Source organism: Macrococcus equi, assembly GCF_047426745.1.
In the GTDB taxonomy this organism is placed as follows: domain Bacteria; phylum Bacillota; class Bacilli; order Staphylococcales; family Staphylococcaceae; genus Macrococcoides; species Macrococcoides equi.
The window spans coordinates 1,349,425-1,365,430 of the sequence record NZ_CP179732.1; the positions used below are offsets into that span (position 1 = coordinate 1,349,425).

The 16,006-nt window shown below is 36.1% G+C and carries 14 protein-coding genes; 13 read left to right on the forward strand and 1 reads right to left on the reverse strand.

All coding sequences use genetic code 11. The features are described from left to right. Positions 1-39 precede the first annotated feature (39 nt). The 10 genes from ACMGE6_RS06975 (at position 40) to ACMGE6_RS07020 (ending at position 10,669) form a co-directional block, all read left to right on the forward strand. Positions 40-606 (forward strand): DUF2179 domain-containing protein, encoded by a 567-nt coding sequence (locus ACMGE6_RS06975; RefSeq protein WP_414045803.1) that lies wholly within the window; start codon positions 40-42, stop codon positions 604-606. Further along, the gene (locus ACMGE6_RS06980; protein WP_414046769.1) at positions 596-772 is read left to right on the forward strand and encodes an NETI motif-containing protein; all 177 of its coding nucleotides are present in this window, start codon (positions 596-598) and stop codon (positions 770-772) included. The genes ACMGE6_RS06975 and ACMGE6_RS06980 overlap by 11 nt, the downstream gene beginning before the upstream one ends. A 189-nt stretch (positions 773-961) precedes the next feature. After that, entirely contained in the window at positions 962-2,257 is a 1,296-nt protein-coding gene (gene purB / locus ACMGE6_RS06985; RefSeq protein WP_414045804.1) for an adenylosuccinate lyase, read from the forward strand. A gap of 290 nt (positions 2,258-2,547) precedes the next feature. Next, positions 2,548-2,850, forward strand: coding sequence for a YerC/YecD family TrpR-related protein (locus ACMGE6_RS06990; RefSeq protein WP_414045805.1), 303 nt, complete (start codon positions 2,548-2,550; stop codon positions 2,848-2,850). Positions 2,851-2,917: 67 nt separating this feature from the next. Then, positions 2,918-3,607: a M15 family metallopeptidase gene (locus ACMGE6_RS06995; protein ID WP_414053262.1), complete on the forward strand. Its 690-nt coding sequence runs from the start codon at positions 2,918-2,920 to the stop codon at positions 3,605-3,607. Between the two features lie 21 nt (positions 3,608-3,628). Continuing rightward, positions 3,629-4,513 carry a M15 family metallopeptidase gene (locus ACMGE6_RS07000; protein ID WP_414053263.1) on the forward strand — a complete coding sequence of 295 codons (885 nt, stop codon included), beginning with the start codon at positions 3,629-3,631 and terminating at the stop codon, positions 4,511-4,513. 128 nt (positions 4,514-4,641) lie between these two features. Then, positions 4,642-5,325, forward strand: a complete 684-nt coding sequence (locus ACMGE6_RS07005; RefSeq protein ID WP_414054845.1) for a heptaprenylglyceryl phosphate synthase — start codon at positions 4,642-4,644, stop codon at positions 5,323-5,325. A gap of 4 nt (positions 5,326-5,329) precedes the next feature. Beyond that, on the forward strand, positions 5,330-7,489 hold the full coding sequence (pcrA, locus tag ACMGE6_RS07010; protein ID WP_414053264.1) for a DNA helicase PcrA: 2,160 nt from the start codon (positions 5,330-5,332) through the stop codon (positions 7,487-7,489). A 3-nt stretch (positions 7,490-7,492) separates the two neighbouring features. Then, the gene (gene ligA / locus ACMGE6_RS07015; RefSeq protein WP_414053265.1) at positions 7,493-9,484 is read left to right on the forward strand and encodes an NAD-dependent DNA ligase LigA; all 1,992 of its coding nucleotides are present in this window, start codon (positions 7,493-7,495) and stop codon (positions 9,482-9,484) included. Positions 9,485-9,493: 9 nt separating this feature from the next. Continuing rightward, positions 9,494-10,669: a CamS family sex pheromone protein gene (locus ACMGE6_RS07020; protein WP_414053266.1), complete on the forward strand. Its 1,176-nt coding sequence runs from the start codon at positions 9,494-9,496 to the stop codon at positions 10,667-10,669. A gap of 354 nt (positions 10,670-11,023) precedes the next feature. Here ACMGE6_RS07020 and putP read toward each other — a convergent pair whose 3' ends face one another. Beyond that, positions 11,024-12,553 carry a sodium/proline symporter PutP gene (gene putP / locus ACMGE6_RS07025; protein ID WP_414053267.1) on the reverse strand — a complete coding sequence of 510 codons (1,530 nt, stop codon included), beginning with the start codon at positions 12,551-12,553 and terminating at the stop codon, positions 11,024-11,026. A 166-nt stretch (positions 12,554-12,719) separates the two neighbouring features. Here putP and gatC point away from each other — a divergent pair, with 166 nt between their 5' ends. The 3 genes from gatC to gatB are packed head-to-tail and all read left to right on the forward strand — an operon-like array spanning position 12,720 to position 15,908. Further along, positions 12,720-13,019 carry an Asp-tRNA(Asn)/Glu-tRNA(Gln) amidotransferase subunit GatC gene (gene gatC, locus ACMGE6_RS07030; RefSeq protein WP_414045813.1) on the forward strand — a complete coding sequence of 100 codons (300 nt, stop codon included), beginning with the start codon at positions 12,720-12,722 and terminating at the stop codon, positions 13,017-13,019. 2 nt (positions 13,020-13,021) lie between these two features. Then, entirely contained in the window at positions 13,022-14,467 is a 1,446-nt protein-coding gene (gene gatA / locus ACMGE6_RS07035) for an Asp-tRNA(Asn)/Glu-tRNA(Gln) amidotransferase subunit GatA (protein WP_414053268.1), read from the forward strand. 13 nt (positions 14,468-14,480) lie between these two features. After that, the gene (gene gatB / locus ACMGE6_RS07040; protein WP_414045815.1) at positions 14,481-15,908 is read left to right on the forward strand and encodes an Asp-tRNA(Asn)/Glu-tRNA(Gln) amidotransferase subunit GatB; all 1,428 of its coding nucleotides are present in this window, start codon (positions 14,481-14,483) and stop codon (positions 15,906-15,908) included. Positions 15,909-16,006 lie beyond the last annotated feature (98 nt).

The window sequence follows — 16,006 nt, forward strand, 5'->3', positions numbered from 1 at the left end:
ATGGTATAGTGGGTTTGAATTTTAGCCAGGAGGATTGTAATGGAAATATTAAGTAACCACTGGGTAGTTGTCGCCTTAATCTTTGTCATTAATATTGTATATGTTACCTTCTTAACAATGCGTATGATATTAACGTTGAAAGGTTACCGTTATTTAGCGGCAGCTGTATCAGTAATTGAAGTTGTAATTTATGTCGTAGGTTTAGGTCTCGTGATGAATAGTCTGGATAAGATTGAAAATGTCATCGCCTATGCACTTGGATTTGGTGTAGGAATCATCGTAGGGATGAAGATAGAAGAGATGATTGCATTAGGCTATATCGTTGTGAACGTAACGACAGCTGAATATGATAAAGAAATTCCAAGAACATTACGTGATTTAGGTTACGGCGTAACCCACTATGCAGCACAAGGGCGCGACGGTGAGCGTCTTGTAATGCAGATATTAACACCCCGTAAGTATGAACTGAAACTTATGGATACGGTAAAAAATCTAGATCCAAAAGCATTTATCATTGCTTATGAACCGAAGAATATCCATGGTGGATTCTGGGTTAAAGGTGTTAGAAGTAAACGTTTAAAGGCATATGATGCAGATGAAGTTTGAAGTTAAACCAAATGAAACGATTGCTCAGTGTCTTGAACGTATGAAAGCGGCCGGCTATACTCCGGTTAAGAGATTTCAGAAACCCGTTTTTTTAGAAAAAGAAAATGGTGAGATTGAGTTATACAGGGAACAAATTATATTCACCGGCAAAAAGATAGACAATTAAACGATAGACCTGATGATGCATCAGGTCTATTTTTACGAGCAAATATGAACGAAGCATGGTAAAATAAAGATGTTAAATTGTTAAGCTTAGATTATTTACGAACTTTTTTTGTTAATAAAATAACAATGTACGGATTTTGATTTATTTGTTATACTACTAATGACTAAGATAAAACGGAGGAATTTATTCATGATTGAACGTTATTCAAGAGAAGAAATGTCTAATATCTGGACTGAGCAAAATAGATTTGAAGCATGGTTAGAAGTTGAAATTTTAGCGAGTGAAGCTTGGGCAGAGTTAGGTTATATTCCAAAAGAAGATGTAAAATTAATTCGTCAGAACGCACGTGTTGATGTAGAACGTGCTAAAGAAATCGAACTTGAAACGCGTCATGATGTTGTAGCATTTACGCGTCAGGTATCTGAAACTTTAGGTGAAGAGAAGAAGTGGGTTCACTATGGTTTAACAAGTACTGACGTTGTTGATACTGCTTTAAGTTACGTAATTAAACAAGCCAATGATATTATCGAAGCTGATTTAGAGCGTTTTATTGAAGTGTTAAAACAAAAAGCATTAAAACACAAAACGACTTTAATGATGGGTAGAACACACGGGGTACACGCTGAGCCAACAACATTTGGTTTAAAAATGGCTTTATGGTATATGGAAATGCAACGTAACTTAAAACGTTTCAAAGAAGTACGTAAAGAAATCGAAGTAGGTAAAATGAGTGGTGCAGTTGGTACATTTGCGAATATTCCACCTGAAATTGAAGCTTATGTATGTGACAAGTTAGGTATTGGTTGTGCAGAAATTTCTACACAAACCCTGCAACGTGATCGTCATGCATACTACATTGCGACATTAGGTTTAATTGCAACATCAATCGAGAAGTTTGCAGTTGAAGTACGTGGTTTACAAAAAACTGAAACACGCGAAGTTGAAGAAGCATTTGCTAAAGGTCAAAAAGGATCATCAGCAATGCCACATAAACGTAATCCAATCGGTTCAGAAAACGTTACAGGTATCGCTCGTGTTATTCGTGGTTACATTACAACAGCTTATGAGAACGTACCATTATGGCATGAACGTGATATTTCACATTCATCAGCAGAACGTATCATGTTACCTGACGTGACAATCGCATTAGATTACATGTTAAATCGTTTCACAAATATCATTGATAACTTAACAGTTTATGAGGAAAATATGAAAGCCAACATGGAAAAAACATTTGGTTTAATTTATTCACAACGTGTAATGTTAACATTGATCGATAAAGGCATGGTACGTGAAGAAGCTTATGATACAGTACAACCAAAAGCTATGGAATCATGGGCTACGAAAACGCCATTCCGTGAATTAGTAGAAGCGGATGAAAAGATTACAAGTTTATTATCTAAAGAAGAATTAGATGAATGCTTCAATGAAAATCATCATTTAAATCAAATTGATACGTTATTTAAACGTGCAGGTTTAGAATAAGAAAGTTTGAACTTATTGTTCTGCTATTAGCCAAACTGAACGGAATGAATAAATCGCTTTTTGATTTATTGTTTTCGTTCAGTTTTTGTTGTCATGTAATGTATAGATAGTTAATTTGATATCTGTGCTATAAGTAAGGTTTACAAAATAAAGATTTACAATTTTAAGTTAGATGAATAAAATTAAAGTATAAAAATTTCCATTTAATATGGTTTGAAAATAAGGTATCACTGTACTTTAATGATGTAATGCGTTAAAATTATCACAACAATGTTGAAGGGGTGTTTGTATTGCAAATCGAAAAAATTAAGGGGAAACAGCTTGATGAATTGTTCGATGCAATTCTAACGCTGGAAACACGTGACGAATGTTATAAATTCTTCGATGATCTTTGTACGGTAAATGAAATCCAGTCTTTATCACAACGATTACTTGTTGCAAAGATGATTAAGCAAGGATATACATATGCAGCGATTGAGAAAGAATCAGGTGCATCGACAGCTACTATTTCACGTGTTAAGCGCTCACTGCAGTGGGGTAATGATGCTTATACGACGGTATTAGACAGAATGAATATTGAAACTAAAGCTTAATTTCCAAGTACTGGGTCATATTTGATTCAGTACTTTTTTTGACATATAATAGCACAAGAGGTGTATCATGAAAAAATCATTCATTATCATTTGTTCTATGCTGCTTGCAGCTTGTAGTCATTCAGGGATGGATGCTAAAGACATACAAGAAAAGCAGCAGGATTCTAAACAAATAGAACAAAGGAATCATAAAAGTAAGTCTCATCAACAAAGTAAGCATACAAAAGTTGTAAAGGATGGTTTGACTTATATCGATGGCATATTAATCGTCAATAAGGATATAGCCTTACCTAAAGCGTATGCACCAGGAGAAAATAAAGAAGCGCGTGAGGCTGTTGAAAGTTTAATGCATGCTGGTAATAACGAGGGGTTAAACTTTGTATTGCGTAGTGGCTTTAGAAGTTATGAGACGCAGGAAAATCTGTATAACAATTATGTAGCACGAGACGGTCAAGAGAAGGCTGATACATATAGTGCACGTCCAGGACACTCTGAACATCAGACAGGTCTTGCATTTGATTTAGGGAACACGTCTGCAAAGGATGATTTCAAAGTGTCATTTGAATCAACACCTGAAGGTCAGTGGTTAAAAGAACACGCACATGTTTATGGCTTCATCATCAGATATCCGAAAGGAAAGACGGACATTACGGGTTATCAATATGAACCATGGCATTTGAGATATCTAGGAAAAGACAATGCTCAGAAAGTTAAAGCAAGTGGTCTTACGCTCGAAGAGTACCTTGGCTTGAAGTAGTAGGAGATTAAGGAGAAGTAAATGAAAAAATTTTTAATTGCATCAGTGTTATTGCTATCGAGCTGTAGCCTGACAAATTTACCGCTTCAGAATAAAGAGAAGGCTGAAGAAAATAAGACGACAGAGCAAGTAACTAAAAAAACACAAGCAGTACAACAAAAAGCACCACGCTATAATAAAAAGGTGATACATGGTGTAACTTATATTAATGGTATCATCATTGTAAATAAACATATTAGTTTGCCGCCAAGTTACAATCCAGGAGAAAATAAAAGGGTCAGAAGTATTATTGATCAGATGATTCAGGATGCAAAAAAAGATAATATGCACCTCGTAGTACGTAGTGCTTATAGAAGTTATGCTGCACAAAAAACATTATATGAACAGTTTGTACAAAAAGATGGACAGTCATTAGCCGAGACATATAGTGCGCGCCCTGGACAATCAGAGCATCAGACAGGTCTTGCATTTGATATTGGTTCCAGAGAATCAGTTGCTAATTTAAATATTCAGTTTGGACAAACGCCTGAAGGAAAATGGTTGAAAGATCATGCGCATCTGTATGGTTTTATCATCCGATACGGGAAAAATAAAACACATATTACCGGTTATCGTTATGAACCATGGCATATTCGTTATGTAGGTAAGACGCATGCAGCAAAATTATATCAATCTGGACAGTCGCTTGAAGAGTATCTAGGACTTTATAAGAAGTCTCGGGTAACGCATCAGGCTGTCCATACAAAGAATGCTACGACAGAAGAGCCTGTTAAACAAATCAATACTTTAGAGCAGCCTCTGTCTACGGAATTACCTTTAATAGAGCCGGTAACTACTGAAGGAATATCGACTGAACCGCCATTTATAGCACCACAAGAGACAGAACAGCCATTATTATCACAATGATATATAGCTATAAAGAATAACACCTCTAATCAGGTGTTATTTTTATGCAAACATACGTTTCATATCGCATTAAAATATATGAAAAAAATGATATAATATTCATTATTACTGTAAAAGGAGAAGCTTTTATGTATGAAATTCAGGATTGGCAGCATGTATTCAAGTTAGACCCGGCAAAAGAAATTTCAGATGAAGATTTAGAACAAATTTGTGAGTCTGGTACTGATGCGATAATGATTGGTGGTACAGATAATGTCACAATGGAAAACGTACTGGAGCTGATGAGTCGTGTGCGTAGGTTCCCTGTGCCGTGTGTATTAGAAATTTCGAATATCGACAGTGCGATACCAGGTTTTGATCATTACTTGATTCCATCTGTATTAAATAGCAATGATGTAAGATTTCATAATGGCATGTTACTGGAAGCAATTAAACAAATGGGTCATATGATGGATTATGACTTATTTACGATGGAAGGTTATATTGTACTAAATCCTGAAAGTAAAGTTGCGCAGTTGACAGGAAGTAAAACACAACTTGATGAAGATGATATGGCAGCCTATGCTGATATGATTGAACATCTGTATGGCTTAAAAGCGATGTATATTGAATATAGCGGGACTTATGGCGATGTTCAAATGGTTCGAGCGGCTAAGCAAAAATTAAAGCACACACGCTTAATCTATGGTGGAGGTATTGACTCGCTTGAAAAAGCGCGTGAAATGTTTGAGGTTGCCGATACTATTGTTGTTGGAAATATTATTTATACAGATTTAAAAAGTGCATTACAAACAGTAAAAGTTAGGGGTTAATATTGTGAATGATTTACTAAAGAATATGAATGAAGAGCAGCGACGCGCAGTTCAGACCACAGAGGGTCCATTATTAATTATGGCAGGTGCTGGTTCGGGTAAGACACGTGTGTTAACACATCGTATCGCGTATTTAATTGATGAGAAAGATGTATCGCCATACAAAATTTTAGCGATTACATTTACAAATAAAGCTGCAAAAGAAATGAAAGAACGTGTTAAAAATATCATTGGCGAGGCATCAGATGTCATCTGGATTTCGACATTCCACTCAATGTGTGTCAGAATTCTTCGTCGAGATATCGATCGTATAGGGATAGAACGTAATTTCACGATTCTTGATCCGACAGATCAACGTTCTGTTGTAAAAGATATTCTGAAGAAAGAAAATATCGACCCTAAAAAATATGATCCAAGAATGTTTGTCGCTGAAATTTCAAATTTGAAAAATGAATTAAAGACACCTGAGGATGCAGAAGCTGATGCTAATGATTTCATGGCTGTTATGGTTGCTAAAGTATATCAGCAGTATCAGGAAAAGTTATTAAAGAATCATGCGTTGGATTTCGATGATTTAATTATGATGACATTAAAGTTATTTGAACGCGTGCCTGATGTGCTGGATTATTACCAGAATAAGTTTCAGTATATTCATGTAGATGAATATCAGGATACGAATAGAGCACAATATATGTTAGTCAAGATGCTTGCAGATAAATTTAAGAATTTATGCGTTGTCGGGGATTCTGACCAATCAATCTATGGTTGGCGCGGAGCAGACATCTATAATATTTTAAGCTTTGAAGAAGATTACAAGGATGCGAAGACCATTTTCCTTGAAAGAAACTACCGTTCAACGAAAAATATTTTATTTGCAGCGAACGAAGTCATTAAAAACAATACAGAACGTAAGCCAAAAGCATTATGGACAGATAATGATCACGGCTCAAAAATCAATTATTATAAAGCGCAATCAGAACGTGCTGAAGCTGAATATATTGTGTCAGAAATATTGAAGAAAAAACGTGAAGGTTATGAGCTTAAGGATATGGCAATTTTATATCGTACAAATGCCCAGTCACGTGTCCTTGAAGAAACGTTGATGAAATCAAATGTTAATTATACGATGGTCGGTGGTACGAAGTTCTATGATAGAAAAGAAATTAAAGACTTATTAAGTTATTTAAGACTCATTGCCAATAGCAATGAAGATATTAGTTTTACGCGCATTATTAACACACCAAAGCGTGGTATCGGTCCATCAGCGTTAGATAAGATTATTGCTTATGCAGAAAATAATGGCCTGAGTTATTTCGATGCTCTAGCAGAAGTAGACTTTATCGGATTACCGAAGAAGACGACAGAAACGCTTGTACAATTCTACAATATGATGGATAACATCATGAAACAACAGGAATTCCTGACGGTTGCTGAATTAACTGAAGAAGTACTGGAGAAGTCTGGATATATTAAAATGCTGGAAGCAGAAAATACATTAGAATCGCAGTCACGTATCGAAAATATCCAGGAATTTATGACGGTACCAAAAGATTATGTGAAAGAAACGCCTGATGCGGAGCAATCATTAATTAACTTTCTGACAGACTTACAACTGGTTGCAGATGTAGATAATGCAGATCTTGAAGCAGGGATTACTTTAATGACGATGCACTCTGCAAAAGGGTTAGAGTTTAAAGTTGTATTTATTGCAGGTCTGGAAGAAACAATCTTCCCTCATTCCAGAAGTTTAAATAGTGATTCTGAAATGGAAGAGGAGCGCCGTTTAATGTATGTGGCTATTACACGTGCTGAAGAGCATCTATATTTAACACATGCTGATATGCGTAGTTTGTTCGGTCGTACGCAAGCCAACAGAAAGTCACGATTTATTACAGAAATACCTGATGATATTTTAGATACGCCTGTTCGTCCGGGAATGCCTAAAGGTGTAAAACGTGGACCTGCAAGACGTATAACAAATACTCAAAACAATACTCCTGGTGATTATAAAGTCGGAGATAAAGTGATGCACAAATCATGGGGTGAAGGGTTAGTGAGTAACGTAAGTGTTAAGAATGGTTCAACTGAACTGGACATCATATTTAAATCAGTCGGGATGAAACGACTCTTAAGTCAATTTGCACCGATTGAGAAAAAGGAGTAAATCATGGAGAAGAGAGTACAGGAACTACATCGACTATTACATCAATATAACTATGAGTACCATGTGCTGGATAATCCTTCAGTTCCGGATGCTGAATATGATAAATTACTGCATGAACTCATTGCAATCGAGGACAAACATCCGGAATTTAAAACAGCAGATTCACCGACTGTTCGTGTGGGTGCAGAACCATTATCAAAATTTGATAAAGTCAATCACGATACACCGATGTTGAGTCTCGGAAATGCTTTTAATGAAGAAGATTTAAATGCTTTTGATACAAGAGTGAGAAATGAAGTTGGCGACGTTGAGTACATGGTTGAACTTAAAATAGATGGTTTAGCTGTATCATTAAAATATGTTGAAGGTAAGTTTGTTCAGGGACTAACACGTGGAGATGGTACGACAGGTGAAAATATCACTGAAAACCTAAGAACGATCTATGCGATTCCACTTTCGATTAATGAACCGTTAACGTTTGAAGTGCGTGGCGAAGCATATATGCCGAAGAAATCATTTATTGCGCTCAATAAAAAGAGAGAAGCAAATGGAGAACAACTCGCTGCGAATCCAAGGAATGCTGCGGCTGGATCTTTACGTCAGCTTGATTCAAGACTCGCTGCGAAACGTAAATTAGATATCTTTTTATATAGTGTGAATGATTTGCGTGAGTTAAATGCGACACGTCAAAGTGATGCACTTGATAGATTGGATGAATTAGGATTTAAGACGAATCATGAACGAAAATTATGCAAGAATATGCAGGAAGTTTTAGACTATATTAGATTGTGGACGGAAAAACGTAATGATTTGGCTTATGACATCGATGGTATTGTGATTAAGGTGAACGATCTTGCAAAACAAGACGAACTTGGATTTACAGCAAAATCACCTAAGTGGGCCATCGCATACAAATTTCCAGCTGAAGAAGTGATTACAACACTTAAGGATATTGAATTATCGATAGGTAGAACAGGTGTTGTAACACCGACAGCGATTTTAGAACCTGTAAGTGTTGCTGGTACGACAGTAGGGAGGGCTTCGCTACACAATGAAGACTTGATTCATGAAAAAGATATTCGTATCGGTGATTCTGTTGTGATTCGTAAAGCGGGAGAAATCATTCCTGAGGTTGTGCGTGTAGTTTTAGAACGTCGTCCGGAAGGTACTGAAGTTTATCATATGCCGGAGGTGTGTCCTTCATGCGGTCATGAACTTGTGCGAATCGAAGGTGAGGTTGCGCTCCGTTGTATCAATCCAAAATGTGACGCTAAGCTTGTAGAAGGTGTGATTCATTTTGTTTCGAGAACGGCGATGAATATTGATGGTCTAGGAGAACGTATTGTTCAAAGTCTTTATCAGGAAGAGATAATTAACGACGTTGCAGATATCTATAATTTAAAACGTGAACAGTTGTTACCCCTGGAACGTATGGGTGAAAAAAAAGTTGATAAATTACTTAGTGCGATTGAAGCCTCAAAATCTAATTCACTGGAACGATTACTATTTGGTCTTGGTATACGTCATTTAGGTGCTAAAGCCTGTCAAATACTCGCACAGGAATATCATACGATGGATAAATTAAAAGTTGTGACGATTGATGAACTGACAGCTATTGATGATATTGGTCATAAAATGGCACAATCGCTTGTGACTTATATGCAAAATGAAGACATCATTAAATTAATTGATAAGCTTGAAGCAAGTGGCGTCAATATGAGTTATAATGGACAAAAAAAAGAAGATATTGAAATGCATCCGGTATTCGGGAATAAAACAATTGTACTGACAGGAAAATTAAGTATTATGTCGCGTAGTGATGCTACAAAAGCATTGACGAATTTAGGCGCGAAAGTAACAAGTTCTGTGACAAAGAAAACAGACTTACTTATCGCAGGTGAAGATGCAGGTAGTAAGCTTTCTAAGGCAGAGTCATTAGGGATTGAAGTATGGAATGAATCGATGATGATCAAGCACTTAAGTAATGAGAGTTAGGAGAAAAAGATGAAACGATTAGGCTATTTAGTATTATCGACAATCATATTAGCAAGTTGTTCAAATACTGATACAACGAATGAACAAAGCAAGAAAAAAGAAGAAAAGCAAATCGCTACAGATATTCAAATCTCAAATGACTATTTTAGAACATTATTACCCTTTAAAGAAAGTCAGGCACGTGGATTAACGAGTACGAATATGGCAAGCAGTTATAATGGTGAGGCATTTGAAACTGGATTATTACGCATCAGTAAGAATGTCTTTTCACCGGATGAATATCTTTACCGCGATGGACAGTTATTGAATAAAAATGCGGTCGAAAGTTATCTTGAACCACAATATACAAAAGAAGAAATAGATAAGATGGATAAGGATGAACGAATCGAAAAGAACGCATATGCAAATTTTGGATTGAATCCTTCGCATAAAGGGGAGACTGATCCGACGAAAATAGCTAAAGAATCGCCGGCTTATCTATCACATATCATTGAACAGGATTTCTTTACTGAATCTGATGCGAAGCGAGAGAAAATATCAGGGATGACGATAGGACTTGCGATGAATAGTGTATACTACTATCAAAAAGAAGACTATGGTGATGTATATAGCGAAGAGCTAGATAAGGAAGAAGTGGAGAAGAAAGGTAAAGAAATGGCTGGTGAAATCCTTTCACGTCTACGTGTGAAGCAGGAATTAAAAGATATTCCGATTACCTTTGCAATCTTTATACAGTCTTCGGCAGAAAGTATTACGCCTGGTAATTTTGTGTCGTATGCAGTGAGTGAAGAAAATAGTAAAAAAATCGGTAAGTGGAAAGCCCTTAATGAGAAATATGTATTATTACCATCAGGTGAAGCGGACAAACTGAATGAGAAGTTGAATAATGATTATAAACAGTTTAACGATCAGCTGCAAACCTATTTCCCTAACTTTACACAATCGATAGGAACAGGATATTTTGTGAATGATTCGATTAAAGAATTAAACATTAATGTACCGTTAGATTATTTCGGTAAAGCAGAGGTAGTAGGAGTTACTCAGTATATCGCTGACCTTGCCATGAAGAATTTTAATCATATCGATCATTTAGAAATATCAGTTGTTGATAATGATAAACCACTTGCTTTAATCGTTAAGGATAAAGAGGATAAAGAACCAAAGATTCATGTATATAGACAATAAATAAAATCACCTGATGCTATTAATTAGTGCATCAGGTGATTTTTTATTTATCGGGCTTAGTAAGCGGCCAAGAAAATAAAACATGGCCGTTTCTGTCATGGTAGACGAAAAAAACAAAGAACAAATGACCATGAAAATAAAACATGGTCGTTTCCCTCATAGTAGACGAAAAAAACAAAGAGCAAATGGCCAAGAAAATAAAACATGGTCGTTTCCCTCATGATAGACGAAAAAAGCAAAGAACAAATGACCAAGAAATTAAAACATGGTCGTTTCCCTCATGATAGACGAAAAAAACAAAGAGCAAATGACCATGAAAATAAAACATGGCCATTTCCTCATAATAATTCTATATTAACTTCTTACAATACGCTTCATTTCATCAAATTCATCAATAATACGTTGTTCAGGTTTAGGAGTAATCATTGAAACGATTACTGTAGATACTAAACTGATGATAAATCCAGGAATGATTTCGTAGTATTCGAATATTCCACCATGTGATTTCATAAAGATCCAGAAGATAACTGTTACAGATCCTAATACCATACCAGTGATTGCTCCGTTCTTAGTTAAACCTTTCCAGTATAATGATAATAATACAAGTGGTCCAAACGCAGCACCGAATCCTGCCCAGGCATTACCGACTAAGTTAAGGATTGTATCATTAGGACTCCATGCAATTGCTCCTGCTATAACTGCGACGATTAATACTGATAAACGTCCTATCATAACGAATTCTTTCTCACGTGATTTATCCTGTAAGCTAGTTTTAGTCAGTAACATATAAAAATCTTGAGTTAATGCAGAACTTGTTACAAGTAGCTGTGATGAGATAGTACTCATAATAGCTGCAAGGATTGCTGCTAAGAAGAATCCTGCAATTAATGGATGGAATAATACTTGGCTCATTACGACAAAGATGGTTTCAGGATTATCAAGCTTTGTACCTGATTCATGAATAAATGCAATACCTACAAGTCCTGTAACAACAGCTCCAATCAATGATGTTGCCATCCATGAGATACCGATGCGTCTTGCTGTCGGTAACATTCTGTGAGATTTAATCGACATAAAACGAACGATAATGTGTGGTTGTCCAAAATAACCTAATCCCCAAGCAAGTAAAGAAATAATACCTACCGTCGTCGTCCCCTTAAAGATATCTAAGTTTGTTGGTTTAAGTTCAACCACTGTGTCAAAAGCTTCTAAGCCATTTAATTTCATGATTGCAACGATGGGTACTAACACTAAAGCGATTAACATGATGACTCCCTGGAAGAAGTCTGTTAAAGATACCGCTAAATAACCACCGAATAATGTATAAATAATAACAATACCGGCTGTTAAAATTAAGCCAACATGATAGTTAAGACCAAAAGCACTTTCAAATAATACGCCACCTGAAACCATTCCGGCATGTGTGTATAAAGTAAAGAAAACAACGATAACTAATCCAGAAATGATTTTTAAAATACGTGTATGGTCACTTACACGTTTCTCAAAGAAATCAGGAATTGTAATGGCGTTATCTGCAAGTTCAGTGTATACGCGTAGGCGTGGTGCTACTAAAATATAGTTCAGCCATGCACCAAACGTTAGACCGATGGCAATCCATGCTGCCGAGATACCAGTTGTATAAACAGACCCCGGTAATCCCATCAGCATCCATCCACTCATATCGGCTGCACCAGCTGATAATGCTGTAACAAGTGCCCCTAGGTTTCTTCCCCCAAGCATGTATTCATCCAGTGTACTCGTTGATTGCTTATAGGCGTAGTAGCCGATGCCGAGTAAAATGAGGAAGTATACTGCAATCATGACATATGTCATCCATGTTGCTTCGATCTTTACATTTTGAAATGTATTTCCTAATAAAAACATTGTAATCCCCCTTTTAACCCTTTAATATATTAAATCAGAATATTTTGTATAATTTATTATAATCGCTATTAAAGCGTTTTCATAGATATATTTTAATTATTTTAGATTTTTATCAAAAAATTTGATAAAATTTAAAGATGTTATAAAGTTCAGGAGGAATATATTCATGTCAAAAGTAACAAATGAACAAGTAAAGCACGTAGCACATCTCGCACGTCTTGAAATCACTGAAGAAGAAGCAACAAAGTTCAGCTCACAGTTAGAGGCGATTTTAAATTTCGCTGATCAACTGGAAGAAGTAGATACTGAGAATGTTGAACCAACATTCCACGTATTAGACCTACAAAATGTATTACGTGAAGACGTAGCACATAAGAGCTTAACACAGGAAGAAATCTTAAAGAATGCACGTAGCACTGAAGCAGGTCAATTTAAAGTGCCATCGATTTTAGACGGAGGAGAATAATAATGTCATTAAGATATGAATCTATCGAAAACTTAACTAAATTGATTCAAGAGAAGAAAGTAAAACCTTCTGAATTAATTGAAGAAACATATAAGAATATTAAACAGGATGATGCAGTAATCAATTCATTCTTAGCATTGGATGAAGCTGTAGCGATGGATAAAGCGAAACAAATGGATAACCAGGAGCCGAGTGGTAAGTTATTTGGTATACCTATGGGGATTAAAGATAATATCGTAACGAAAGATTTAGAAACAACATGTGCGTCAAAGATTTTGACGGGCTTTAATCCGGTTTATGACGCAACGGTTATGAATAAATTAAATGCCGAAAATGGTATCGTTGTTGGTAAATTAAATATGGACGAATTCGCAATGGGTGGTTCTACTGAGAATTCATTCTATAAGAAAACTGTGAATCCATTTGATCATAGTGCAGTACCAGGTGGGTCTTCAGGTGGTAGTGCTGCAGCAGTTGCAGCAAGCTTAGTACCTTTCTCATTAGGTAGTGACACAGGTGGTTCAATTCGTCAGCCGGCTTCATACTGTGGTGTTGTTGGGATGAAACCAACTTATGGTCGTGTATCACGTTTCGGTTTAGTTGCATTTGCGTCTTCCCTTGACCAAATCGGGCCGATTACACGAAATGTTAAAGATAACGCGAAAGTTTTAGAAATTATTTCAGGACATGATGCAATGGATTCAACAAGTGCTCCTGTAGAAGATGTAGATTTTACATCTTCTATTGAAAAAGATATTAAGGGCTTACGTGTTGCGGTACCTAAAGAATATTTAGGTGAGGGAGTATCCGAGGAAGTCCGTACTTCAGTACAAAATGCAATTAAAGAACTTGAAAAAATGGGTGCTGAAATCTCAGAAGTTTCATTACCAAATTCTAAATATGGTGTCGCAACATATTATATTCTTTCTTCAAGTGAAGCAAGTGCAAACTTAGCACGTTTTGATGGTATTCGTTATGGTTACCAGGCAGAAGGCGCTAAGAACTTAGAAGAATTATATAAAAAGACACGTCAGGAAGGTTTCGGAGACGAAGTTAAACGTCGTATTATGCTTGGAACATATGCATTAAGTTCAGGTTATTACGATGCTTACTACAAAAAAGCACAAAAAGTACGTACGTTAATTAAACAGGATTTCGAAAAAGTATTTGCTGATTATGATGTCATTGTTGGACCAACAGCTCCAACTGTAGCGTTTGATCTAGGTGCTCAAATCAATGATCCGTTGACGATGTATGCGAATGATATCTTAACGATTCCAATCAACTTAGCTGGTCTTCCATCAATTTCTGTACCATGTGGTGAGTCAAATGGACGTCCAATCGGCTTACAGTTAATCGGTAAACCATTCGATGAAAAATTATTATATAACGTCGCATATAATTACGAACAAGTATTTAATATGTCTGAACGCTATCAATCATTATAAGGAGAATTAGACTATGCATTTTGAAACAGTAATTGGACTAGAGGTCCACGTAGAACTTAAAACAGAATCAAAAATGTTTTCGGCTTCTCCTGCACATTTCGGAGCAGAACCGAATACAAACGTAAGTGTAATCGATCTTGGATATCCAGGGGTATTACCTGTTGTCAATAAAACAGCTGTTGACTGGGCAATGCGTGCTGCAATGGCATTGAACATGGATATTCGTACTTCAACTAAGTTTGACCGTAAAAACTATTTCTATCCGGATAATCCAAAAGCCTATCAAATTTCTCAATTTGATGAGCCGATTGGTGAGAATGGATATATTGATATAGAAGTAAATGGTGAGACAAAGCGTATCGGTATTACACGTCTACATATGGAAGAAGATGCGGGTAAACTGAACCATAAAGATGGATACTCATTAGTTGACTTAAACCGTCAAGGTACACCGCTTGTTGAAATTGTATCTGAACCTGATATTCGTACACCTGAAGAAGCTTATGCTTATCTTGAAAAATTAAAAGCAATTATTCAATATACAGGTGTATCTGACGTTCGTATGGAAGAAGGATCACTACGTTGTGATGCTAATATTTCATTACGTCCGGTTGGACAAGAGAAGTTTGGTACGAAAGCTGAGCTTAAGAACTTAAACTCTTTCTCATATGTTAAGAAAGGTTTAGAGCACGAAGTTAAACGTCAGGAAGAAGTATTATTAAACGGTGGAGAAATCTTACAGGAAACACGCCGTTTTGATGAATCTACTGGTAAAACGATTCTTATGCGTGTTAAAGAAGGTTCTGATGACTACAGATACTTCCCTGAACCAGACTTAGTACCATTATTTATCGATGAAGCATGGAAAGAACGTGTGCGCGCGTCAATTCCGGAACTTCCTGATAAACGTAAAGAAAAGTATGTATCTGAATACGGCCTTCCGGCATATGATGCACACGTATTAACATTAACAAAAGAAATGTCTGATTTCTTTGAAGCGATGATTGCCTTAGATGCAGATGCTAAACTTTCATCAAACTGGTTAATGGGTGGCGTGAATGAATATTTAAATAAAAATCAAAAAGAATTAAATGAAACAAAATTAACACCAGAAAACTTAGCAGAAATGGTGAAATTACTTGCTGACGGCACAATCTCATCTAAAATTGCTAAAAAAGTCTTTGCTGATACAGTTGAAACAGGTAAAGCACCGAAAGTGATTATGGAAGAACAAGGTTTAGTTCAAATTTCTGATCCTGAACAGTTAAAAGCGTTTGTGACGGAAGCATTAGATAATAATCCACAATCAATTGAAGACTTTAAGAATGGTAAAGGTAAAGCAACAGGCTTCCTGGTTGGACAAATTATGAAAATTTCTAAAGGACAAGCTAACCCACAAATGGTTAATAAAATTCTAAAAGAAGAATTAGAAAAACGATAAAATAATCATATTTTGATAATAACCCTAAAGATAAGAGTACCTTCTAATCTTTAGGGTTCTTTATTGCATATCAATTAATATGATTGAACAATGGTAAA

Excerpts from the sequence above, each read along its gene's own strand:
- ACMGE6_RS06975 (WP_414045803.1), top strand. The coding sequence starts at position 40 with ATGGAAATATTAAGTAACCACTGGGTAGTTGTCGCCTTAATCTTTGTC.
- ACMGE6_RS06980 (WP_414046769.1), top strand. The coding sequence starts at position 596 with ATGAAGTTTGAAGTTAAACCAAATGAAACGATTGCTCAGTGTCTTGAA.
- purB (WP_414045804.1), top strand. The coding sequence starts at position 962 with ATGATTGAACGTTATTCAAGAGAAGAAATGTCTAATATCTGGACTGAG.
- ACMGE6_RS06995 (WP_414053262.1), top strand. The coding sequence starts at position 2,918 with ATGAAAAAATCATTCATTATCATTTGTTCTATGCTGCTTGCAGCTTGT.
- ACMGE6_RS07000 (WP_414053263.1), top strand. The coding sequence starts at position 3,629 with ATGAAAAAATTTTTAATTGCATCAGTGTTATTGCTATCGAGCTGTAGC.
- ACMGE6_RS07005 (WP_414054845.1), top strand. The coding sequence starts at position 4,642 with ATGTATGAAATTCAGGATTGGCAGCATGTATTCAAGTTAGACCCGGCA.
- ligA (WP_414053265.1), top strand. The coding sequence starts at position 7,493 with ATGGAGAAGAGAGTACAGGAACTACATCGACTATTACATCAATATAAC.
- ACMGE6_RS07020 (WP_414053266.1), top strand. The coding sequence starts at position 9,494 with ATGAAACGATTAGGCTATTTAGTATTATCGACAATCATATTAGCAAGT.
- putP (WP_414053267.1), bottom strand. The coding sequence starts at position 12,553 with ATGTTTTTATTAGGAAATACATTTCAAAATGTAAAGATCGAAGCAACA.
- gatC (WP_414045813.1), top strand. The coding sequence starts at position 12,720 with ATGTCAAAAGTAACAAATGAACAAGTAAAGCACGTAGCACATCTCGCA.
- gatA (WP_414053268.1), top strand. The coding sequence starts at position 13,022 with ATGTCATTAAGATATGAATCTATCGAAAACTTAACTAAATTGATTCAA.
- gatB (WP_414045815.1), top strand. The coding sequence starts at position 14,481 with ATGCATTTTGAAACAGTAATTGGACTAGAGGTCCACGTAGAACTTAAA.